18 protein-coding genes and 2 pseudogenes are annotated in these 18,338 nt (G+C 39.3%); 19 read left to right on the top strand and 1 reads right to left on the bottom strand.

Features of this window, described 5'->3' with window-relative positions; genetic code table 11:
- Window positions 1–139: 139 nt before the first annotated feature.
- A complete protein-coding gene (locus tag OK414_RS28155; protein WP_047933336.1) occupies window positions 140–550 on the bottom strand; it encodes a helix-turn-helix domain-containing protein in 411 nt (136 codons plus the stop codon).
- Window positions 551–703: 153 nt separating this feature from the next.
- On the opposite strand from OK414_RS28155, the gene OK414_RS28150 reads away from it, so the two are divergent.
- The 19 genes and pseudogenes from OK414_RS28150 (at window position 704) to OK414_RS28060 (ending at window position 18,243) form a co-directional block, all read left to right on the top strand.
- Window positions 704–910 carry a helix-turn-helix transcriptional regulator gene (locus OK414_RS28150; RefSeq protein WP_264363560.1) on the top strand — a complete coding sequence of 69 codons (207 nt, stop codon included), beginning with the start codon at window positions 704–706 and terminating at the stop codon, window positions 908–910.
- Between the two features lie 39 nt (window positions 911–949).
- Entirely contained in the window at window positions 950–1,198 is a 249-nt protein-coding gene (locus OK414_RS28145; RefSeq protein ID WP_205663238.1) for a hypothetical protein, read from the top strand.
- A 485-nt stretch (window positions 1,199–1,683) separates the two neighbouring features.
- A complete protein-coding gene (locus tag OK414_RS28140; RefSeq protein WP_234943562.1) occupies window positions 1,684–2,151 on the top strand; it encodes a hypothetical protein in 468 nt (155 codons plus the stop codon).
- 28 nt (window positions 2,152–2,179) lie between these two features.
- Window positions 2,180–2,428, top strand: a complete 249-nt coding sequence (locus OK414_RS28135) for a hypothetical protein (protein ID WP_061860170.1) — start codon at window positions 2,180–2,182, stop codon at window positions 2,426–2,428.
- Between the two features lie 21 nt (window positions 2,429–2,449).
- A complete protein-coding gene (locus OK414_RS28130) occupies window positions 2,450–2,755 on the top strand; it encodes a hypothetical protein (RefSeq protein ID WP_055990036.1) in 306 nt (101 codons plus the stop codon).
- A 59-nt stretch (window positions 2,756–2,814) separates the two neighbouring features.
- Window positions 2,815–3,930: a hypothetical protein gene (locus tag OK414_RS28125; RefSeq protein ID WP_205663236.1), complete on the top strand. Its 1,116-nt coding sequence runs from the start codon at window positions 2,815–2,817 to the stop codon at window positions 3,928–3,930.
- A 170-nt stretch (window positions 3,931–4,100) separates the two neighbouring features.
- Window positions 4,101–4,610 carry a hypothetical protein gene (locus OK414_RS28120; RefSeq protein ID WP_264363558.1) on the top strand — a complete coding sequence of 170 codons (510 nt, stop codon included), beginning with the start codon at window positions 4,101–4,103 and terminating at the stop codon, window positions 4,608–4,610.
- Window positions 4,597–6,312: pseudogene (locus OK414_RS28115) on the top strand (VirD4-like conjugal transfer protein, CD1115 family); the annotation flags it as partial. The gene OK414_RS28120 and the pseudogene OK414_RS28115, both read left to right, overlap by 14 nt.
- A 602-nt stretch (window positions 6,313–6,914) precedes the next feature.
- Window positions 6,915–8,729, top strand: coding sequence for a reverse transcriptase/maturase family protein (locus OK414_RS28110; protein ID WP_205663233.1), 1,815 nt, complete (start codon window positions 6,915–6,917; stop codon window positions 8,727–8,729).
- Window positions 8,730–8,833: 104 nt separating this feature from the next.
- A pseudogene (locus tag OK414_RS28105) lies at window positions 8,834–9,745 on the top strand (TraG/TraD/VirD4 family protein); the annotation flags it as partial.
- A gap of 25 nt (window positions 9,746–9,770) precedes the next feature.
- Window positions 9,771–9,977 (top strand): hypothetical protein, encoded by a 207-nt coding sequence (locus OK414_RS28100; protein ID WP_205663231.1) that lies wholly within the window; start codon window positions 9,771–9,773, stop codon window positions 9,975–9,977.
- Between the two features lie 23 nt (window positions 9,978–10,000).
- Window positions 10,001–12,532 carry a pLS20_p028 family conjugation system transmembrane protein gene (locus tag OK414_RS28095; RefSeq protein WP_264363556.1) on the top strand — a complete coding sequence of 844 codons (2,532 nt, stop codon included), beginning with the start codon at window positions 10,001–10,003 and terminating at the stop codon, window positions 12,530–12,532.
- 40 nt (window positions 12,533–12,572) lie between these two features.
- Window positions 12,573–12,863: a DUF5592 family protein gene (locus OK414_RS28090; RefSeq protein WP_205663229.1), complete on the top strand. Its 291-nt coding sequence runs from the start codon at window positions 12,573–12,575 to the stop codon at window positions 12,861–12,863.
- Between the two features lie 14 nt (window positions 12,864–12,877).
- The gene (locus tag OK414_RS28085) at window positions 12,878–13,522 is read left to right on the top strand and encodes a hypothetical protein (RefSeq protein ID WP_205663228.1); all 645 of its coding nucleotides are present in this window, start codon (window positions 12,878–12,880) and stop codon (window positions 13,520–13,522) included.
- A 16-nt stretch (window positions 13,523–13,538) separates the two neighbouring features.
- A complete protein-coding gene (locus OK414_RS28080) occupies window positions 13,539–13,667 on the top strand; it encodes a hypothetical protein (RefSeq protein WP_264363555.1) in 129 nt (42 codons plus the stop codon).
- 26 nt (window positions 13,668–13,693) lie between these two features.
- Window positions 13,694–15,628: a VirB4 family type IV secretion system protein gene (locus OK414_RS28075; RefSeq protein WP_413676979.1), complete on the top strand. Its 1,935-nt coding sequence runs from the start codon at window positions 13,694–13,696 to the stop codon at window positions 15,626–15,628.
- Between the two features lie 3 nt (window positions 15,629–15,631).
- Complete coding sequence (locus OK414_RS28070) at window positions 15,632–16,747, top strand: bifunctional lytic transglycosylase/C40 family peptidase (RefSeq protein ID WP_234943561.1); 1,116 nt, start codon at window positions 15,632–15,634, stop codon at window positions 16,745–16,747.
- A 13-nt stretch (window positions 16,748–16,760) separates the two neighbouring features.
- Window positions 16,761–17,345 (top strand): hypothetical protein, encoded by a 585-nt coding sequence (locus OK414_RS28065; protein WP_050691785.1) that lies wholly within the window; start codon window positions 16,761–16,763, stop codon window positions 17,343–17,345.
- A gap of 10 nt (window positions 17,346–17,355) precedes the next feature.
- Window positions 17,356–18,243: a hypothetical protein gene (locus OK414_RS28060; protein ID WP_205663227.1), complete on the top strand. Its 888-nt coding sequence runs from the start codon at window positions 17,356–17,358 to the stop codon at window positions 18,241–18,243.
- The last annotated feature ends 95 nt before the right edge of the window (window positions 18,244–18,338 follow it).

The following is an 18,338-nucleotide window of genomic DNA, read 5'->3' as shown; positions in this document are numbered from 1 at the left end:
TTGCTTTTTTTATGTTTTGGAGAACCACAATCTATAAAAGAAGGTTAAATATTATACTACACTTATGCTTGTTTGAGGAGGGGTATTTTTTTGACCCTCCCTTAAAAGTATTAAGTCCTGTAACATTTAAATTACATAATCAATCATTATTTATTATCGAATTTAGGTGATTGGATAAATGTCTTTTCTGATTAGGGGTTAATTTATTCAGTGTTCTTAAGAGCGACATATCGTTTATAACAAGAGTTTCTGTTACTTCAATATCTTCAGAAGATAACCTATCTAATATAAGTGCGATGCGTTCATTATGAATCTGAGGAACATTTAAATTTTCACTTTGCTCAGAAGGTAATATGTCGTAAAGGGTAATGCCTAATACTTCACAGATCTTTAGCATTGATTCAAATGTGCCAAATCTCGTTCCGCGTTCAATAGCACTAATAGTAGTCTGAGAAGTGTTAGATAACTTGCCTAATTCAATGGTGGTCATACCTAGGCTTTTACGATACTCTTTGATTTTTGTACCAATATATTTTTTTAGCTCATCCATAATTATCTATCTACTTTCCTTAGATTTATTTATTAATTTTATCAAAATAAATAGTTATTGTGAAATTAACCGTAAAAATTTAAATTTATTTCAATAAAAAATGTTTACAACTTAGTCGATAACGAATATAATGTAATCAAGGAGGTGCTGGAAATAAAGACCATAAAAGAAAAGAGGTTGGAGAAAAAGTGGAGTCAAACCTATCTAGCTCAACTGTCGGGAGTCCCGCAACCTACTATTTCTCAAATCGAAAATGGGACTCGTCAATATCCAACGTTTGAAAATATGAAGAAGATTGCAGAGGCATTGGATCTTAGATTAGAAGATATTTTCTTACCGAATCATAAGGATATGAAGTGATTTTAATAATACTTAACGGTTAAAAGGGGCGAGATGAACATGGAAGCACAAAAGCGACTAGCATTCTATGATATATCAGACGCACGGGCGAAAAGTGCCAAAACCTTTGATGGAAGAACATACAGCTTAAAAGGTGGTATAGCTGTTGACAATGGAACGGGCGACATTAAGAGTGTAGCTGATATCTATTATGACGTACGCTCAGTGATGGATCAGTCTCATACCATCGTCGCCAAGCGAAGAAAAAGAGAAGAAGAATTAACAGAAGTGATTCAAAAAAGTTCTTAATTCTTAAACCAAACAGACAAGCGATTTTGAAACGTGCCGAGAGCACGAGGAATGGAACCTAGACAACTTCATATTGCGTGCCTCCCCTAAACGGATCACAAGGGGGTCAAGGTATACGGTTAAAAAGAAAGGTTCGATGAGTGCGTCCTAAAACTCATTGGTGATCTAGCAACAAAACAGTGACGGTGTATCCACGATCTGTGAAGAGTGATGGCGTGAGGGTAATTCCGACGAAGCGACGACACTCCAAGCAGTAGATACACGAGGTTCTTCGTACATGCCGAAAACGTTGTGCATTATTGGGCTTAGTGAAAACTATGCATGCCAATATAGGGTTTGCCCTTCCAGCCAGAAATGGGTATATATTTCCTTTTAGTACTTGAAAAGACAGAGTAGATGCCAACATGTATGATAAACTATGAATACCTCTCGGTAGGTTTCAGAATCGCTTGTTATGTCTGAATATTAAGAATAAAGGAGAATGAATGATGAATCGTAAACAAAAAATCATGGCGGCAGCCGCAGGGATTGTCGTTGCATTAGGAATTGGAACGGCAGCAATCTCTTCTCAGAATTCAAGTCCAGTACAAGGAAATGGTCAGCTAGAAGAATTAAAACCTCTTGAAATGAAAAAGTTCATGAAAGAAGATGGTACGGGATTTGTGATGTGTTCGTTCGATGAGGAAAAACGTGTAGTTTACATGAATGAAGTGCAAAAGGCGTTAAAGGAAAATGATGTAGATGCTAAAGAGATTTACAGTTATGATCCTCTTTACAATCAAAAAAAGAGCCAAACTTATTATGGTTTACAACAGGATACTGACACATTAGCTGCTTATAAGAATGGAGAATTGAAACAACAGATTAAGCTTGATGAATATGATCCATCTGAATTAGAGGGTGAATTATCTCATTTCATTGGAACATCAAAAGAACTGTACTTTGAAGAATAAATGTTTTCCCTTGGAAGGTGGTGATAAGATGACCGTTTCGCAAAAAGATGTAAAGAAGTCAAAGGATCTGGTCGAGAAGTTGTTGAAAGTTAATGACCAAAAATACAACGATTGGCTTCACCAACAGCATCAACAGTTCATTGAAGAAAATCAAGATTTAATTCTTCAAGCATTGAGTGCTTTTACAGGCCAAGGAGAAGAGGAGGAGAAAAGCGAACCAAAGGAAAATGAACAAGTTTCTGTAAAGCCAACAAGTATTCCAGCAATGCAAAATTAACAAATAAGAGGAGTGAAAGACATGTTAGATTTATTGAATAGCGTAGATGTGACACAGTTAACCTCTCATTTAACACTGGGAGCCGCAGATGGGATGACAGGGCTAATTGAAAGTGGAAAATCGATTATCAAATGGATGCAACGAATCGCCATGGTAGCCGCAGCACTTGCGTTTTGTGTAGGAGGCTACCATTTAATTTTGGGAGGTGAACGAGGTCGTCATAAATGTATCGCGTGGTTTGTAGGAGGAGCAATTGGTTTGATTGTTGTCATGGGAGCGTATCAGTTAGCCGAAGGGGTTAACACAAATGTTCATTTCGGTGGTTAAGAAAAGCTATACACGAGGGTTGTATAGCTTTTTTCTATGCCCATTTTTAGAAGGAAGGAATGGAAAACATGCTATCTGTCCTATTTATGCAAAACCAAATTGACCAATTGAAGGCATTTCATAAGATGCCGGTTGGAGAAGCATGCGAAGTCACATCACAGATTGAAAAAGAGTACCAAGAGCAACAGAAAAAAGCTAAGGTTGATTTTGTTGTCCTTGACAACGATGGCGTAGAGTTTTACCGTGGAGCCTTATCTTTTGGATCAGGTGCTGCTTCTCATGTGGTGGATCATATCTGTAAGACATTAATAGGTGTAAAAATGAACGATCAACAAGAAGCGCGAAAGCGAATTTTTCTGAAACGACTGAACGAACAGGTACCGGACCATCTGAGGCATTCAGGTGGTCTTTCTACTTCCAGAGAACATCTCCTGACGAACGTTTCATCATCTAATCATCATCGAAAATGGATGTATGGAGGAGGAGTTCTTGCCCTTCTCATCCTTTCAGCTACATGTTTTTCAACAGTGGCTACTTCTCACAATCGAGCTGAAACTATCCAAGATTTACAAAAACAAGTCAAATTCGAGCAACAAATAACTAGTGTTTATGAGGATGCTCTTTTAGGAGAGCAGAAAGGGGCTTTAAAAAAGCTTTCAACTATTCCAAAGAAAAACCTAACGAAAGAACAAAAAAACGTCTATACGAGCCTTCTTATTAGTCAAAAAAATTATAAGGAAGCTGTAAAGCTTCAAGACCATCATCCACAAACTGTAGAAAATATGATTGCTCAAAAAGAAGATATAGACGCTTTAAAAGCATTTCAGCAATTGTTTCCTACCCCTAATGGTGCATTTGATTTGGCTTATCAAGAACAACGGTGGGAAGAGATGGTGAAGCAACCGGGAGTGGAAATGACCGATAAAAGGTATGAAATGAAGGCTTACGGGTATTTGAAGCTCGATAAAGTGAAGGAGGCAAAAGAAGAAGCAGCTCACATTCAGAATCAAGACTTGAATCAAAAGATTGTTGTGTATGAAAAAGCCAAAAAAGAATTAGAATCAACGAAAAAGCAGATGGAGGACGAAGGTAAGAAAGATCAAAAAGACGAGGAGAAAATTAAATCTCTAGCCGACCAACAAAAGAAACAAGAAGATACCATGAAAAATATATAAGGAAAAGAGGAGGCAGCTAGGATGAGAAAATACATGGGCTTCACGGTATCTTTTTTATTGGGAGTGATTATATATATAGCCATCAAGCATCCAGACATCGTACGAGGAGTTGCAACTCCTTTATCATTTGGAGGGTGAATTAATTCCAGTTTAAAGAAAGGATGAAAAGAATGTTCAATCAGAGCACAACAAAGAATCAGCGACACTCTTTTGTGGTGGGTGTCGAATATGGACATGAGGATCTCTTTTTAGAATTAGAGTTGGGAACGTTCCATACGACTCCTCTTCATGCCCAACGGATTGTGAATAGTGTAAACAGTATTATTCTTCTGAAAGATCACATGGTAGTTATTTTCAAAAATGCTGATTCAATCACGATTAATGATGATTTTCTCAAACACGCATATAAGTTTAGAGTATGTATAAAGCCTAAGTTACCGCCTCTAGAATTATCAGTACTTACTCATCAAGAGAGAGAGGAGTTTATCCGAAATCAAGCGTATATCGTGACTGAAGAGGATATGAAAGAGGTCAGTTGGGACATCAAGACAGCTTTTCATTACCTTCAACAAGAGTATGAGGCTAGAGATCAATCGCATTTTTTGTTTACACCTAGCTCATCGTATGTGATTCCACTGTCCACTCATGTGCAACAGGAGGTACAGCATGCAACCTACTAAATCTATCAAATATATCATAGCTGAGAAACAAGTGCTTATTCCTTTAAGTGCTTGTTTTTTTGTACTTATTTTTCTGATTTTAAACTTTTTATTCAATACGCTGCGAAGTCTCATTCAAACTACGTTTAGTGATGTGTTTGATCCGCAGCCATTTCATTTGTCTCTCTCGTTTTTCTGGCAGATGAACACCCATCAGTATGCAGCCATCTACTGCATGATGGCACTTGTTTCCTGCTTACTGACGGCCAAATTGACGTATGATGTACGATCCAACTTCAAAGACTTAAACCAAAACCAAAAAGGATCTGGACGCTTTACAACACGTCGAGAGCTTCAAAAACAATATCGGAAAGTACCCGAAAAAACCGAATATTATCAAGGCGGAGGTGGTGTACCAATATCCCGTATCAAAACGCGTAATCTCATTCACAATTGGTGCGACTATCAAAAGTTAAAGGGGATGGATAAATTATTTAAAGCACATCAACTATTTACGACTCGTAATCATTTATTAATTGATGATACACCTGTAAATAATCTCATTATAGGGATTACACGATCAGGAAAAGGAGAAACTTTTGTCATTCCAGCGATTGACGTATATTCAAGGGCTGAAAAACAGCCTTCGTTGATCCTCAACGATCCCAAGGCAGAATTGCTTGCAGCTTCGAAGGAAACGCTTGAAAAGAGAGGATATCATATTGAAGTTCTAAATTTATTAAATCCATTAGAATCCATGAGCTATAACCTATTGGAGATGATAAAAGAAACGTATAAAGACGACGATTACTCAACAGCTCAAGCATTGTGTAATACCTTATCGTATACGCTTTACTACAACCCTAATGCCAAAGATCCCTTTTGGCAACAATGTGCGATGAGTCTTTGTAATGCCATGATTCTAGCTGTAACAGATAAGTGTATTAATGAAAAAACAGAAGAAAAGATTACGATGTACACGGTAGCTAATATGTTGTCAGAGTTAGGATCAAAAGAAGTCGTGATTGATAAAAAAGGAAATACACAAAATGCACTGGATATGTATTTCGATGATTTACCAACGAATAGTGTCGCGAAAATGCAATATGCGACATCAAACTTCTCGAAAGGCACAACACGGGGCGGGATCTTTACCCAAACGATGAATGGATTGTCTATTTTCACGTTTGACGAAATTGCAAAAATGACGGCTAAAAATAGTGTGGATCTAAAGCGCGTAGGCTTTGGAAAGACCCTGAAAGGAAAAGCGATGCCTCTTACACGTTTAGAGGTGACCTTTCCCGATGGGAAAGTGGAAAGTATTAAAACGGATGCCAAAGGTTTATTTGAACTTAATTTTACAAGTGAGATTAAGCCAAAAGAAAATGAAATTCGGATTGCTGAAAAAGTGAACGATCAGATTGTCACCGATCATAAAAATGAAACGGTTGTATCGGTCTATAATATAGACCGAAAAAAAGGAACCACTTCTTTTCGCGTAGAGAAACAACATCCAGACATCCACGTAAGCGAAGTGACGTATTTTACAAAGCCAATTGCGATCTTTATGGTTACACCTGACTATGATTCTAGTAATCATGTGATTGCCTCTATTTTTGTGCGTCAACTGTATTATGTATTAGCCAAAAATGCGTCGCTGGCTAAAGGAAATAAGTGTCACCGTGAAGTGGTGTTTTTACTGGATGAATTTGGAGTGCGCCCATACGGGCATATAGAGAATCTCCTTAGACAAGAGATGGGAGTCTGCGCTTAACCCAGTTACCACCTTGCTTACCTACATGGGGAAACCCGGAGGGGACCAGAGCATGCAAGGAAAGCCCTAAGTTACCAAAATGACCTAGGTACGACTGAGGGGCAAGGTAAAAAAATGTTGTGAATAAGGATGAAGGCTAAACTGCTTCAACCATAGTCTAAAGTGGAGTATCGTCGCCCGAAGTGAAGGGTCATTGAAACGCTTCGCAGTCAAAGAATGGAAATGTTTCCGAAGTTTCCATTGAACATACGTGATACGTATGGCAGACCAAAGACTGACTAACTTGGATAACAAGTAACGGACGAAAGTGGCATCCGACATCATAACGAGTCTAGTCTCTATATGTACTAAATGGGGATTACCTAACCTGGAGCGCCTCGTAAGGAGGCTATTGAGGATGATACCAAGTGTAAAAAGCAAGGTATGTGGCTCATGAAAATCCAATATGGTAACGGAGTTCTCGTAGTAGTCAGAGCGAGGGAAAGCCTCGTACAAGGCGAAGGAGAACAGTCTTTTCGACTAATATTAAATTGGGAAGGGGCGTGAGGCTCTTGCGAAGCCCAAAAATCGTATTAGAAAATCTAGCATCTTACAGTAACAAAGCAGGATATAAATACAAGAAGTTATATCGAAATCTGTACAATCCATTATTTTTCCTTGATGCCTATCAAAACATATACGCCAGCGAAGGAAACATGACTGCTGGAACAGATGGAAAGACCATTGACGGAATGTCTACAAAAAGAATCTCAGGGTTAGTCGATAAATTACGAGATTTTTCTTATCAGCCACAACCAGTAAGAAGAGTTTATATTCCAAAGAAAAATGGAAAAAAGCGTCCATTAGGCATACCTTCAGTAGAAGATAAATTAGTTCAAGAGGTCATCAAAAACCTATTAGAATCCATCTATGAACCAACTTTTAGTAAGTTCTCTCATGGCTTTCGCCCTGAAAAGAGCTGCCATACAGCTCTGATTCAGGTTAAAGGCACATTTACGGGGAGCAGATGGTTCATCGAAGGTGATATTGAAGGCTTTTTTGACAATATTAATCATCATATTCTTATCAATATCCTAAGGAAGAGGATTGATGATGAACAATTTATTTCGCTTATATGGAAGTTTCTTAGAGCTGGTTACTTGGAAGATTGGAAGTTCCATAAGACGTTTAGTGGTACACCACAAGGTGGTATTCTTAGCCCTCTATTAGCAAATATCTATCTGAATGAATTAGACAACTTTATGAGTAGATATAAGTCAACTTTTGATATAGGAAAAGCTAAAAGGACAAATCCAGCCTATTCTAAAATTCAGCATCAGATAAGTGGGGCTAAGAAAGAACTAAGGGAAGCTAAAGAAAAAGATGAAGTACGGGAAAAAGAGTTGAGTAATAGGATACGCCAGTTATTAGCTGAAAGAGAACGCACTCCCCAACGGTATCCAATGGATGAAAACTACAAACGAATTCAATATGTGAGATACGCAGATGACTTTCTGATTGGAGTCATTGGGAGTAAGGAAGATGCGTGTAGAGCAAAGAAAGACATCGCTAATTTCTTGAAATCTGAACTTAAGCTAACGTTATCCGAGGAGAAAACACTTATAACAAATACGAGGCATAAGGCTCGATTTTTAGGTTATGACGTTAAAGTTGGGCGAGATTTTCACTCTAAACGACGAAGTGATGGAATAAAAACAAGAGCATTTTCGTTAAAGTGCGAACTATATATGCCTACTGATCTTGTTTATAGTCGCTTATTTAAAAAAGGGGCAATAAAGGTCAACCAAAAGACAGGAAAATGGAAACCAATGCATCGTCCGGAATTAATTAAATTGGTTCCTCTTGAGATTCTAAGGAACTATAACGCCCAAATACGTGGAACCTATCAATATTATCAACTGGCAGTGAATGTGTGCCACTTAAATAGTTATAAGTATCTCCTTGAATATTCTATGTATAAAACCTTAGCAAATAAGTACCGTACGACCTTAAGTAAAGCTAAACGAAAATTTATGGTGAACGGAATATTCCAAGTCAGTTATATGACAAAGTCCGGTAAGAAAACAGAAGTGCTTTATGATAAGGGATTTCGTAGGAATAAAGCTCCTATAACAAAAAAGGATATAGAAAAACTTCCTTCGGAAGTATCATACCAATCCCGAACATCCCTTATTCAAAGGTTGATGGCTAATCAATGTGAATGGTGTAAGGCTGAAGAAGGTTCAATGGAAGTTCATCATGTTCGAAAGTTAAAGAACCTTAAAGGGAAAAAGAAATGGGAAAGACAGATGATAGCAAGGAACCGTAAAACAATGATACTTTGTCGAAAGTGTCATCGTGACCTGCATAACGGGAAGCTAGACTGAAGAGACGGAGAGCCGTATACCTTGAGAGGGGTACGTACGGTTCGGGGGGGAGTTCTCGGAAACCTAAGACCGAGAGGTCTTAAGGCGCCGGGTTCTTACCCTACAATATGCCGGCGATTGAAGGAATGGCAAACATTATCACGGTTTGTTTAGGACGAAATATACGCTTCAACTTAGTGATTCAAGCCTATCCGCAGCTCAAAAATAAATATGGTGAAGACGCAGCTACGATTGAAGGGAACTGCGGAAACACCATTTATATTTTAACGAATAACTATGAAACAGCACAAGAAATTTCAAAGAAGTTAGGAGACGGGACCATCAATTCTATGTCTCGAAGTGGAAAGACCTTATCAACTGATAAAAATAAGACGGAGGGTGTGGATGCTAAGCCATTATTAACACCCAACGAGCTGATGGAACTGAAAGAAGGAGAAAGCGTCGTGGTGCGTGTCGTCAAACGTCAAGACCAATCACGCCGCCGTATTAAGGCTCATCCCATTCATAACACAGGAAAAACGGCTCTTAAATACCGATGGGAATATCTTGGAGACGATTTTAACACGGATCGTTCGCTGTTAGACATTGATATTGAATCATTGCATAAGGAAGTGAATCCAAGAGAATTAGTGATTGAAAACTTCTTCTCCTTCCAAAAACAAGCCAAACAAGAGCCAGAACCAGTAAAAGAAGAGGAGTTACAAGAAGAATCATCTGTAGAAGAGAAGGATCAACCTTTTGCCGATGTGAATAGTGAGAACTGGAAAAGTCAAACGGTTGAAGCATTCTTTTCATTGGATGAAGGAGTATGGACATATATGCAAACCACAGTCGCTCCTTCCTTATCTATCCCATCTGAAGTATTTAAACAACAGTCGATGGGAGCTTTTTACGACGCGTTTATGGGATCAGCTTATGCAGATCAGCTGGATGAACAAGATTATCAGCTCATTGAAGAAACGATTAATAAGATCTTAATACAATGTCAGCAAGATAAAGAACATGCCAAAAACTAACGTATATTAAAGGAGGGGAAACAGGATGAGAGCTATTTCAAAGGAGTTAGAACAAATTTTAGAGGCGTATTCGCCTCTTGTACAGGAAGGGAGACAGATCGCAATCGGCTTATTAGATGGCACTGTCCATCTTGAAAAAGGAAGAAGAGGAGAAGCACCGATTCAAATTCGTGTTTCTCTTCTCAATCAGCGATTAAATATGACGGTAGATGCCTTATTTCAAGGATTGTAAAGATGTAGAAAGGAGGCAAGAGAATGAAAGATGAAGAGATTCTGAAAAAGCTACATGAATTTGCTGATTACCTTGATAAAGGAAATATTGCTTCTTATTTATTGAGAAAAATAGGGTGGGGCATTATACAAGTACTATCCTTCCTTGTGGATAGTTTAGAAGGCATTACAAACAATGTATTGGGCATTAAGCTCTTTTTCAATTCACCTGCGATTCAAGATTTTATTAAAGAGATCCAGCCGTTTCTCTATATCTTGTGGGCATTTTCCTTCCTGTATATCGGCTATATGTTAATCATCCATAAAAAAGTCAATCGAGAACAAATTATGATTAACATCTTTCTATCGATGGCTGTTTTGTTATTGCTCAACGCAGGAATGGTAAAGGCTGATAAATTTACAGATGAGGCCATAGATGCCGTTGATTTAAAGGGTGAAAGTACAGTTAGTGAAAAGATTATTAAGCAAAATACTACGGATGTTGCTCAATTTGATGTAAATAAGTGGAAAACACCTAAACTTAAAGAATCCAATAAAGTGCCACAAAGCCGTATTGATATGATTGACATTACGGAGAAAATAGATGATAAGTTTAAATTAGGAGAAGATAAGGAGATGAGCAAAGAAGGGAGGGAAATTTTAACCCATAAAGCAGCTATTACTCCTGATGGAAAGGAAGGCCTAGTAGAGCTTGAAAATGGATGGTTTGATTTCTTTCCAGAGCTTTATTATCGGTGGCACTGGAACTTTTGGACGATTGCAATTTCCCTTTTTGTCACAGGGATGACGATGCTGTTTACATCTATTAAACTAGCAAAGTTATGTTATGAGCTAGGGTTTAATGCGATTTTGGCTCAATTAGTAGCTCCTGCGGATGTAGGAGATGGACAAAAGTTAAAAACTGTTCTACAAAACATATTGAATACGTTCTTGGTAATTATTATGATTTTCATTTCGATGAAGGTCTATCTGATAGGCATGACTTATATAGCTGAACACACAGAAGGTGTCACAACGCTTATTCTTCAGATTGCCTTTAGTATTGCAGTTGTAGATGGACCGGTCATGTGTGAGCGTCTCTTCGGAATTGATGCTGGCCTCAGAAGTGGCTGGGGTGCAGTCGCAGGAGGTCTTGCGATGATGAAAGGAATGGAAAGTACCATGAATGGTGCGAAAGGGACGTTCAAAAATGCAACAGATCTTGCAAAGGGGATTGGAGGTCTTGGAAAAGGTGCAGCTAGCAGTGCTCTTCAAGCTGCCGCAGGTGTTGGGGGACTTAGTAAAGGATTAGTAGGAGGTAAAGGGAATAATGGACAACAATCAAGTCTACACGAAGAAATGAAAAAAGCAGGAGTTGGAGGAGGAAATGGAAAAGGAAACGATGCTTCTAAAGGACAACAGGGAGGGGGTAAGAAGCAAGGAGCCGCACCAGGCAAAGAAGCCGGTCAACAAGAAGGTGGACAAAAAGGGAATGTTAACTACGCCCAAGGAAAAGGAGAGCAACAAGGAAATACAGCCATCGCAGGAAATGGAGGAGCTTCTCTTCACGAGGAAATGCAGGCTTCTGGTTATGATGACAACAGCTCAAGTGAAGGAACATCATCTAGTGTAGAAAACGGAGGAGCTTCTCTTCACGAGGAAATGCAGGCTTCTGGTTATGATGACAACAGCTCAAGTGAAGGAACATCATCTAGTGTAGAAAACGGAGGGGCTTCTCTTCATGAAGAAATGCAGGCTTCTGGTTATGATGACAACAGCTCAAGTGAAGGAACATCTTCTAGTGTAGAAAATGGAGGGGCTTCTCTTCACGAAGAAATGCAGGCTTCTGGAAATAGTGGTAGCCCAAGTGAAGGCGGTTCTTCTATAGGAAGTGTAAGCACACCTGTTCAAGAGGAGATTCAAACTTCCGGTTATAGTGGAAGCCCAAGTGAAAGTAGTTCTTCTATAGGAAGTGTAAGTACGCCTGTTCAAGAGGAGATCCAAACTTCCGGTTATAGTGGAAGCCCAAGTGAAAGTAGTTCTTCTATAGGAAGTGTAAGTACGCCTGTTCAAGAGGAGATCCAAACTTCCGGTTATAGTGGAAGCCCGAGTGAAAGCAGCTCTTCTATAGGAAGTGTAAGTACACCTGTTCAAGGGGAGATCCAAACTTCCGGTTATAGTGGAAGCCCGAGTGAAAGCAGCTCTTCTATAGGGAGTACAAAGGTTCCTTCATCAATAAATGAACCTTCTATTACGATGCCGAGAGACATGGATCAAGCACAAAGGCAAGTGGCAACTACCCAAGAACCTCGTCAGGTAAAAGAAACCATCAAGCAAGATCCGGTTCCTGCTTCCACAAGCGATATTCCAATGCCACATCAACATCGGACAGAAACGCGGAATATCGCCCATGTCGTGCGTGATAATGTTAAAGGAAAAATAGGAAACGTCAAGAACCGAATTGAAAGCTCACCAACGCTTCATAAGACAAAGCGCTCGTATCAAATTGGGCGTAATACGGGGCAAGACTTACGTAAACTTGTGTCTAAGAAACAGAAGAAATTAGATGAGAAGTAACCGACGTTACTTCTCTTTTTTATGGAAAGGAGATTCCTAGATGGCAAACTATACAATCCCAAAAGAAATTTCAACGGAATTGAAGATTAATAAATCTCTTTACTTGTTTGATCTGCTGTTCATCATCGGCTTATTGCTTTTTACGATGATGCTACGCTATTTTATTCATCCGATGCTCCATATTCCATTTTACGTGTTTATGAGCCTATTTGGTTTAGTGATGATTCTTCGACCCTTAACCAATCCTCAAAAACGGATGTATGAAATCTTATTACTCACGATGGTGCGCAAGAAAAGCACCTATTGCGCCATTGATCGGGATTATGAATAAAGGGGGCTTACCACATGGCGATATTTGATGAAAAGGAGATCCAAAAACAAGCAGCACGTTCCTCAAAAAAGCTTTTTCCTTTTAGTCGTGAAGGGTCAAAAGGAGAAATAAAAAAGAAAAAGGAAAAACCGCCAGAAATTAAAAAGAGTGTAACGGATATTATTCCCATTATCGATCAAACCAAGAATGGCCTGTTTGAACTGAAAGAAGAAGGAGGTTATTTTGATATCTGGCAAATTCAAAGTACCGATGTAAACTCATTAAATGAGGAAGATGCGAATCGTCACATTTATATGCTAGCGAAAGGATATCAAGGGGATGAGAAGTCGCTCAAAGTGGTGTCCTTGAATTTACCTGTATCCACTCAAAAACAACAACAGTTTTTACAGAAGAAAATCCAACAATCAGAGGATGCCTTATTCTTACGGTTCCTACAGAAAAAATTAAAGGAACTGCAATACTTAGAGTGGGGGCGCACCAATCGTGAATACTTCCTCTTTCTCTATGGTGACAAGGAAACGGATGTCATCGCCCGTCATGCTCAATTCATGCGTGATGTTCAATCCGTTTTGCCTTTATCAACCGTATCACAAGAAAAGAAAATTGATTTGCTTTACAAACTTTATAATCAAAATGCCAAGCTCGGCAATAAACAATAGAGAAGGAGAATACTTAATGAATAAAAAAACAGAGAGCTTTACTCATATGCTGCAGCAAGTAGGAGGAACGAAATTAGTGATAGAGGTCAAAAAGGGAAACGTGAATCCTTTTCACCTTGTTCATGAACCCATAGAGAAACGATAAAATCAAGAAGAGAGGATGAAACCAAGATGATGTCTATTCCATTTCGTAAAAAAGAGAAAACGCCTGAACAAGAAAAACAAAAGAAAGGATACAACCCACGCTTAATTGCTCAAATTCAGCCGCAAGGAGGCGTGAGCTTCAAAGAAAATGTGACGCGCAATGGTGACGGTTATACCACATGCGTTCATGTATACGGCTACCCAACCAACGTGAATAACTTCTGGTTAGCCCCGATTATGAATATGCCGAATGCGATTACGACACTTGATGTGATCAGTGACAACCGTAAAGAAGTCGTGGCAGCCATTAGTAAAAACATGAGTGAACAAAACGCTCGTCATATTAATGCCAAAGAAAACATTGATCGAATGGATGCCCAGGAACAATATTTAGACATGAAAGACTTGTACCGGCATGTGGTGAATGGCGAAGTCATTAAACGTGTTCATCTTCGTATTTACCTTGCAGCTAAAACGATTCCTGACTTGGAACAACACGTGAAAGAAGTCATTCATCACCTTGAAACCCATAACTTCCGAGGATCCATTTTCTTAAATGAACAAGAGTATGAATGGGAGTCGATGGTCACGCCTTTTCATATTCAAAAGAAATACCCCAATAGACGAAAAGGAAAGGAAATCCCCGCACTTGCGTTAGCCGGAGGGTTTCCTTTTCATTTTATGAAGCTAGATGATCCTTACGGGACCTATCAAGGCACAACTGGCACAGGCGGCAGCGTCATTTTTGATTTGTTTCATAAAGATGAACAACGAAAAAGTTACAATGCGGTCATGATTGGGCGCATGGGGGCTGGGAAATCGACCTTCCTCAAAAAAGTCACGATGGATAACGCGATCAAAGGCTATAAGATCCGTGGACTAGACATCGTTGGGGAGTTTAAAGATCTTGTGCAGCAACTGGGAGGAAAGCAAGTTTCCCTTGATGGATCGGAAGGGCAAATTAACCCCCTACAAGTCTATAAAACGGATGAAAAAGAGACGCTAAGTTTTACGCATCACTTGTCTAAACTGACCATTTTCTACCGTTTTATTGCGCCCGAAGCAACAGACGCTGAACTTAAAGAATATGAAAACCTTCTGCGAAAGTTTTATATTAAAAGGGAATTATGGGATGAAGAAAAAGGCGATGATAACACCATTACAAGTCTTAGTCCCGAAGAATATCCGACGTTCAGTGATTTTTTAGCGTATATTCGTCAAGAACTCTATGCGGATCGTGAACGGAAAATTCACCATCCGCATCTAGGTGAAGGGCGTAAAGAGCGATTAGAACTAATGGAGCTACACATCACAAACTTAGTTGAAACCTATGCTCAATTGTTTGATGGTATTTCAACGATTGATAATTTTGCGGAAGAACAAATTGTCTTCTTTTCGCTTCGACACTTATCTAGTTTGAAAAGTGAAATCTTTCAAGCACAGCTGTTTAATGTAATGAACATGTTGTGGGATAACATGCTTCAAAAAGGAGCTCCTCAAATGGAAGCTTACGGGCGTGGCGAACTTCCCTTTGAAGATGCCATTCGTTATCTCATCGTCATTGACGAGGCGCATCATATTATTAACACGCGGAAAGGGAATGAACATGCCCTACAGTTTCTAGGAAAATTCAGCCGAGAAGCCCGAAAGTACTTTGGCGGATTAATCTTTGCGAGTCACTCAATCCGTGACTTTGTGCCAGAGGGTTCGGATCAAACAGCCGTCGAGGAAATCAAAAAACTATTTGAATTTACGCAGTATAAATTTATCATGCAGCAAGACCGAAACAGCATTGAAACGATTCAACGCGTTTTTGGAACGGGGATCACATCCAGTGAACTTGAGGAGATCCCAAAGCTTGCCACAGGGGACGTGATCTTATCTATTGATGCCGTAAAAAACATTCCTTTCCATATCGAAGTGGATGAAGAAGAGAAAGCTCTATACGGAGGAGGTGCGTAAGTCTTGCATGTCGTTTTGCATCTCATTCCTAAAAAATATTTGATTGGGGGCGCGTTGATCCTGTTAGGATTATCGGGCCTCTTACTCATGGGAACCTTTGTCGCCATAACAGGCGGATTTGAAAGCCAGAATGAACAAGGAGAAGTAACAGAAATTGAAGGTGGAGGCATTGGGGCAGGAACAGCGAATGTCTCATCAGAGGTCATGAGATATCAACCTTTGCTTGAAAAGTACGCTCAAAAGCACGGGTTAGATACTTCGTATGTGCCAATTATGATGGCTCTCATGATGCAAGAAAGTGGCGGACGCGGAAGCGATCCGATGCAAAGCTCAGAGTCCTATTGTGACGGTAAGGTTGGCTGTATTAAGAGCCCGGAATTATCGATTGATAAAGGGGTTTTACACTTCAAAAGTGTACTAGAAAAAGCGAATTATGATTTGAAATTATGTCTACAGAGTTATAATTTTGGCGGTGGATTTATCAATTATGTGATGAAAAATGGAGGAAAGTACACCCCAGAGTTAGCGATTTCCTTTTCGCAAATGCAATATCAACGAGTTAAACATACCGGAAATTATCACTGTGTACGTCCTGAAATGATACCCTACGGGGCATGTTATGGCGACGCAAAATATGTAGATGCCGTGTTGAAATATTACACAGGAACGATTGCAGCTGATGGAAAGCCTATGACCCCTTCAGGTGGTGGAAGTGGAAGTAAATCCGGTGTAAAAGTCATTGAAGCAGGAGAAACCCTCATAGGAAAAACACGTTACGTATTCGGTGGGGGACGCTCTCAATCTGATATTAACGCAGGAAGGTTTGATTGTTCAAGTTTTGTGCGTTGGGCGTTTGAACAGGTAGGAGTGAATGTCGGTCCATTGTCCGGTGTGACAACCGATACCCTTAAAACACAAGGGCAAGCGATCAATCCAAAAGACATGAAGCCTGGTGATGTGGTGTTCTTTGATACGTATAAAAAAGACGGCCACGTGGGTATTTACGTGGGTGACAATAAGTTCTTAGGTTGCCAAGGAAAAACGGGTGTGGCTGTTGCGAGTATGGAGAAAGGCACCTACTTTGGTGACAAATTTAACGGTCGCGTAAAACGATTTTAAAGGAGAATGTAGGATGAAAAACAAAGCTGGTGTCATATTATTTGGAGCGCTTGCCGTTGCGCTTGCAGGCGTGACCATTTGGAATATCTACCTCAATCAGAATATCTCTCAAGCGACAGCTTCGAAACAACTTCAAGTCACTAATGACACATTAAAACAGGAAAATAATGAATTGAAAAAGCAATTGAATGAGGTGCTTCCTTCTGCGCAAGAACAACAAAAGCGAGCGTACCTAGATACCGTCAGACAGTTTATTGATGTGTCCTACCATCGTGAAAAAGAAGGATTTGAGGAACGAAAAAAGATTGCAAAAGCGATTATGGACAAAGAACTTTATGCGCAATTTTATCCAACAGAAACCTTTGATTATGGCAATACGTATAGCTCTAACCCAAGTGACCTTCATCTTTATGTTCAACAGTTTGATGGGGGACAAGATGAGGTGAAAGTGATCGCAGAGTTTACCAATCATCTGGTTATCAAAGAGGAAAATGTAGACGATCAAACGCATGACATCATTCAGGTTTTATTGCGAAAGGAAGAAAAGAAGTGGATCGTTTATAGTGTCGAAGAATTAAAAACAGAGATCTTGAAATGAGGTGAACACATTGACAATTAAAAAGAAACTAGATGATTATCGATTTAATTTACGGAGAAAACAGTCATGGAAATACACAGCCATTTTAGCCTTTTTCTTTCTTGGTTTTTTGTCTCTCTTAACGTCAAAATTTTATATTCATACGGACGACAGGCTCTATCATACGAAAACGTTTGAGCCGATTTCAACGGCAGGAACTGGAAACATTACGCTTGAAGAACGTGTGTATTATCCAACAGCCCATGCATTGGATATGGTGGTGAAAATCGATCAAGGAGAGGACGAAAACCTCTCCTTTTCTGCGATGGAAAAAGCAAACCCAAACGTGAAATTACCTGTGAAAGTCATCTATGAAGATGAAGGATATTACGTAGTAAGGGTAAATAATTTATCACCTCACTGGGAAGCACTTGCCTTTGATTTGTATCAAGAAGAGGAAGAAAATGAAACGGTGAACGTGGAGGATATGACGAGCCACTATTCAACAGATTCAGCTGAAAAAGAAGACAGTCAATCATTCCTTACGACCCTTTATTCCGATCAGACAAAGACAAAAAAAGGGAAAGGAAAGAGCCTTCAACAGAAGCAAGACTATTCCCTTTTAGTAAATGCATTGGAGAAAAAAATCGTCAAAAAGAAGATGCAAAACTATGAAAAAGCGATCGCTCTGGAAGCGAAACAAAAACGTCAAACGCAACAGGAAATGAATGATTTACAACGTGATATGAAGTACCAAGTAGATGAAGAAAAAGCAGATACCGAATCGAAAATCGCCATGAAAAAAGATCGTATACAGTCGAGTGATGAAACCATCGAACTCTATAAAACGGAACAAAAAAGTTTGCAAGAAAAGCTGAAAATGTTGAACGAAAAAGAACAGGATTTGGTCATGAAGTGAAAAAAGGCATGTTAACAGTAGGTTCACATGCTTGGTTTTTTATCCAATTTTTGTATTTTTTGAGGTTCACAGCAGGTTCACATAAGTGGTTTCAG

Origin of the sequence: Priestia sp. JV24 (assembly GCF_025910025.1) — a bacterium.
In the GTDB taxonomy this organism is placed as follows: domain Bacteria; phylum Bacillota; class Bacilli; order Bacillales; family Bacillaceae_H; genus Priestia; species Priestia megaterium.
Note: the sequence above shows the minus strand (reverse complement) of the source record. Positions and strands in the feature narration are given on the sequence as shown.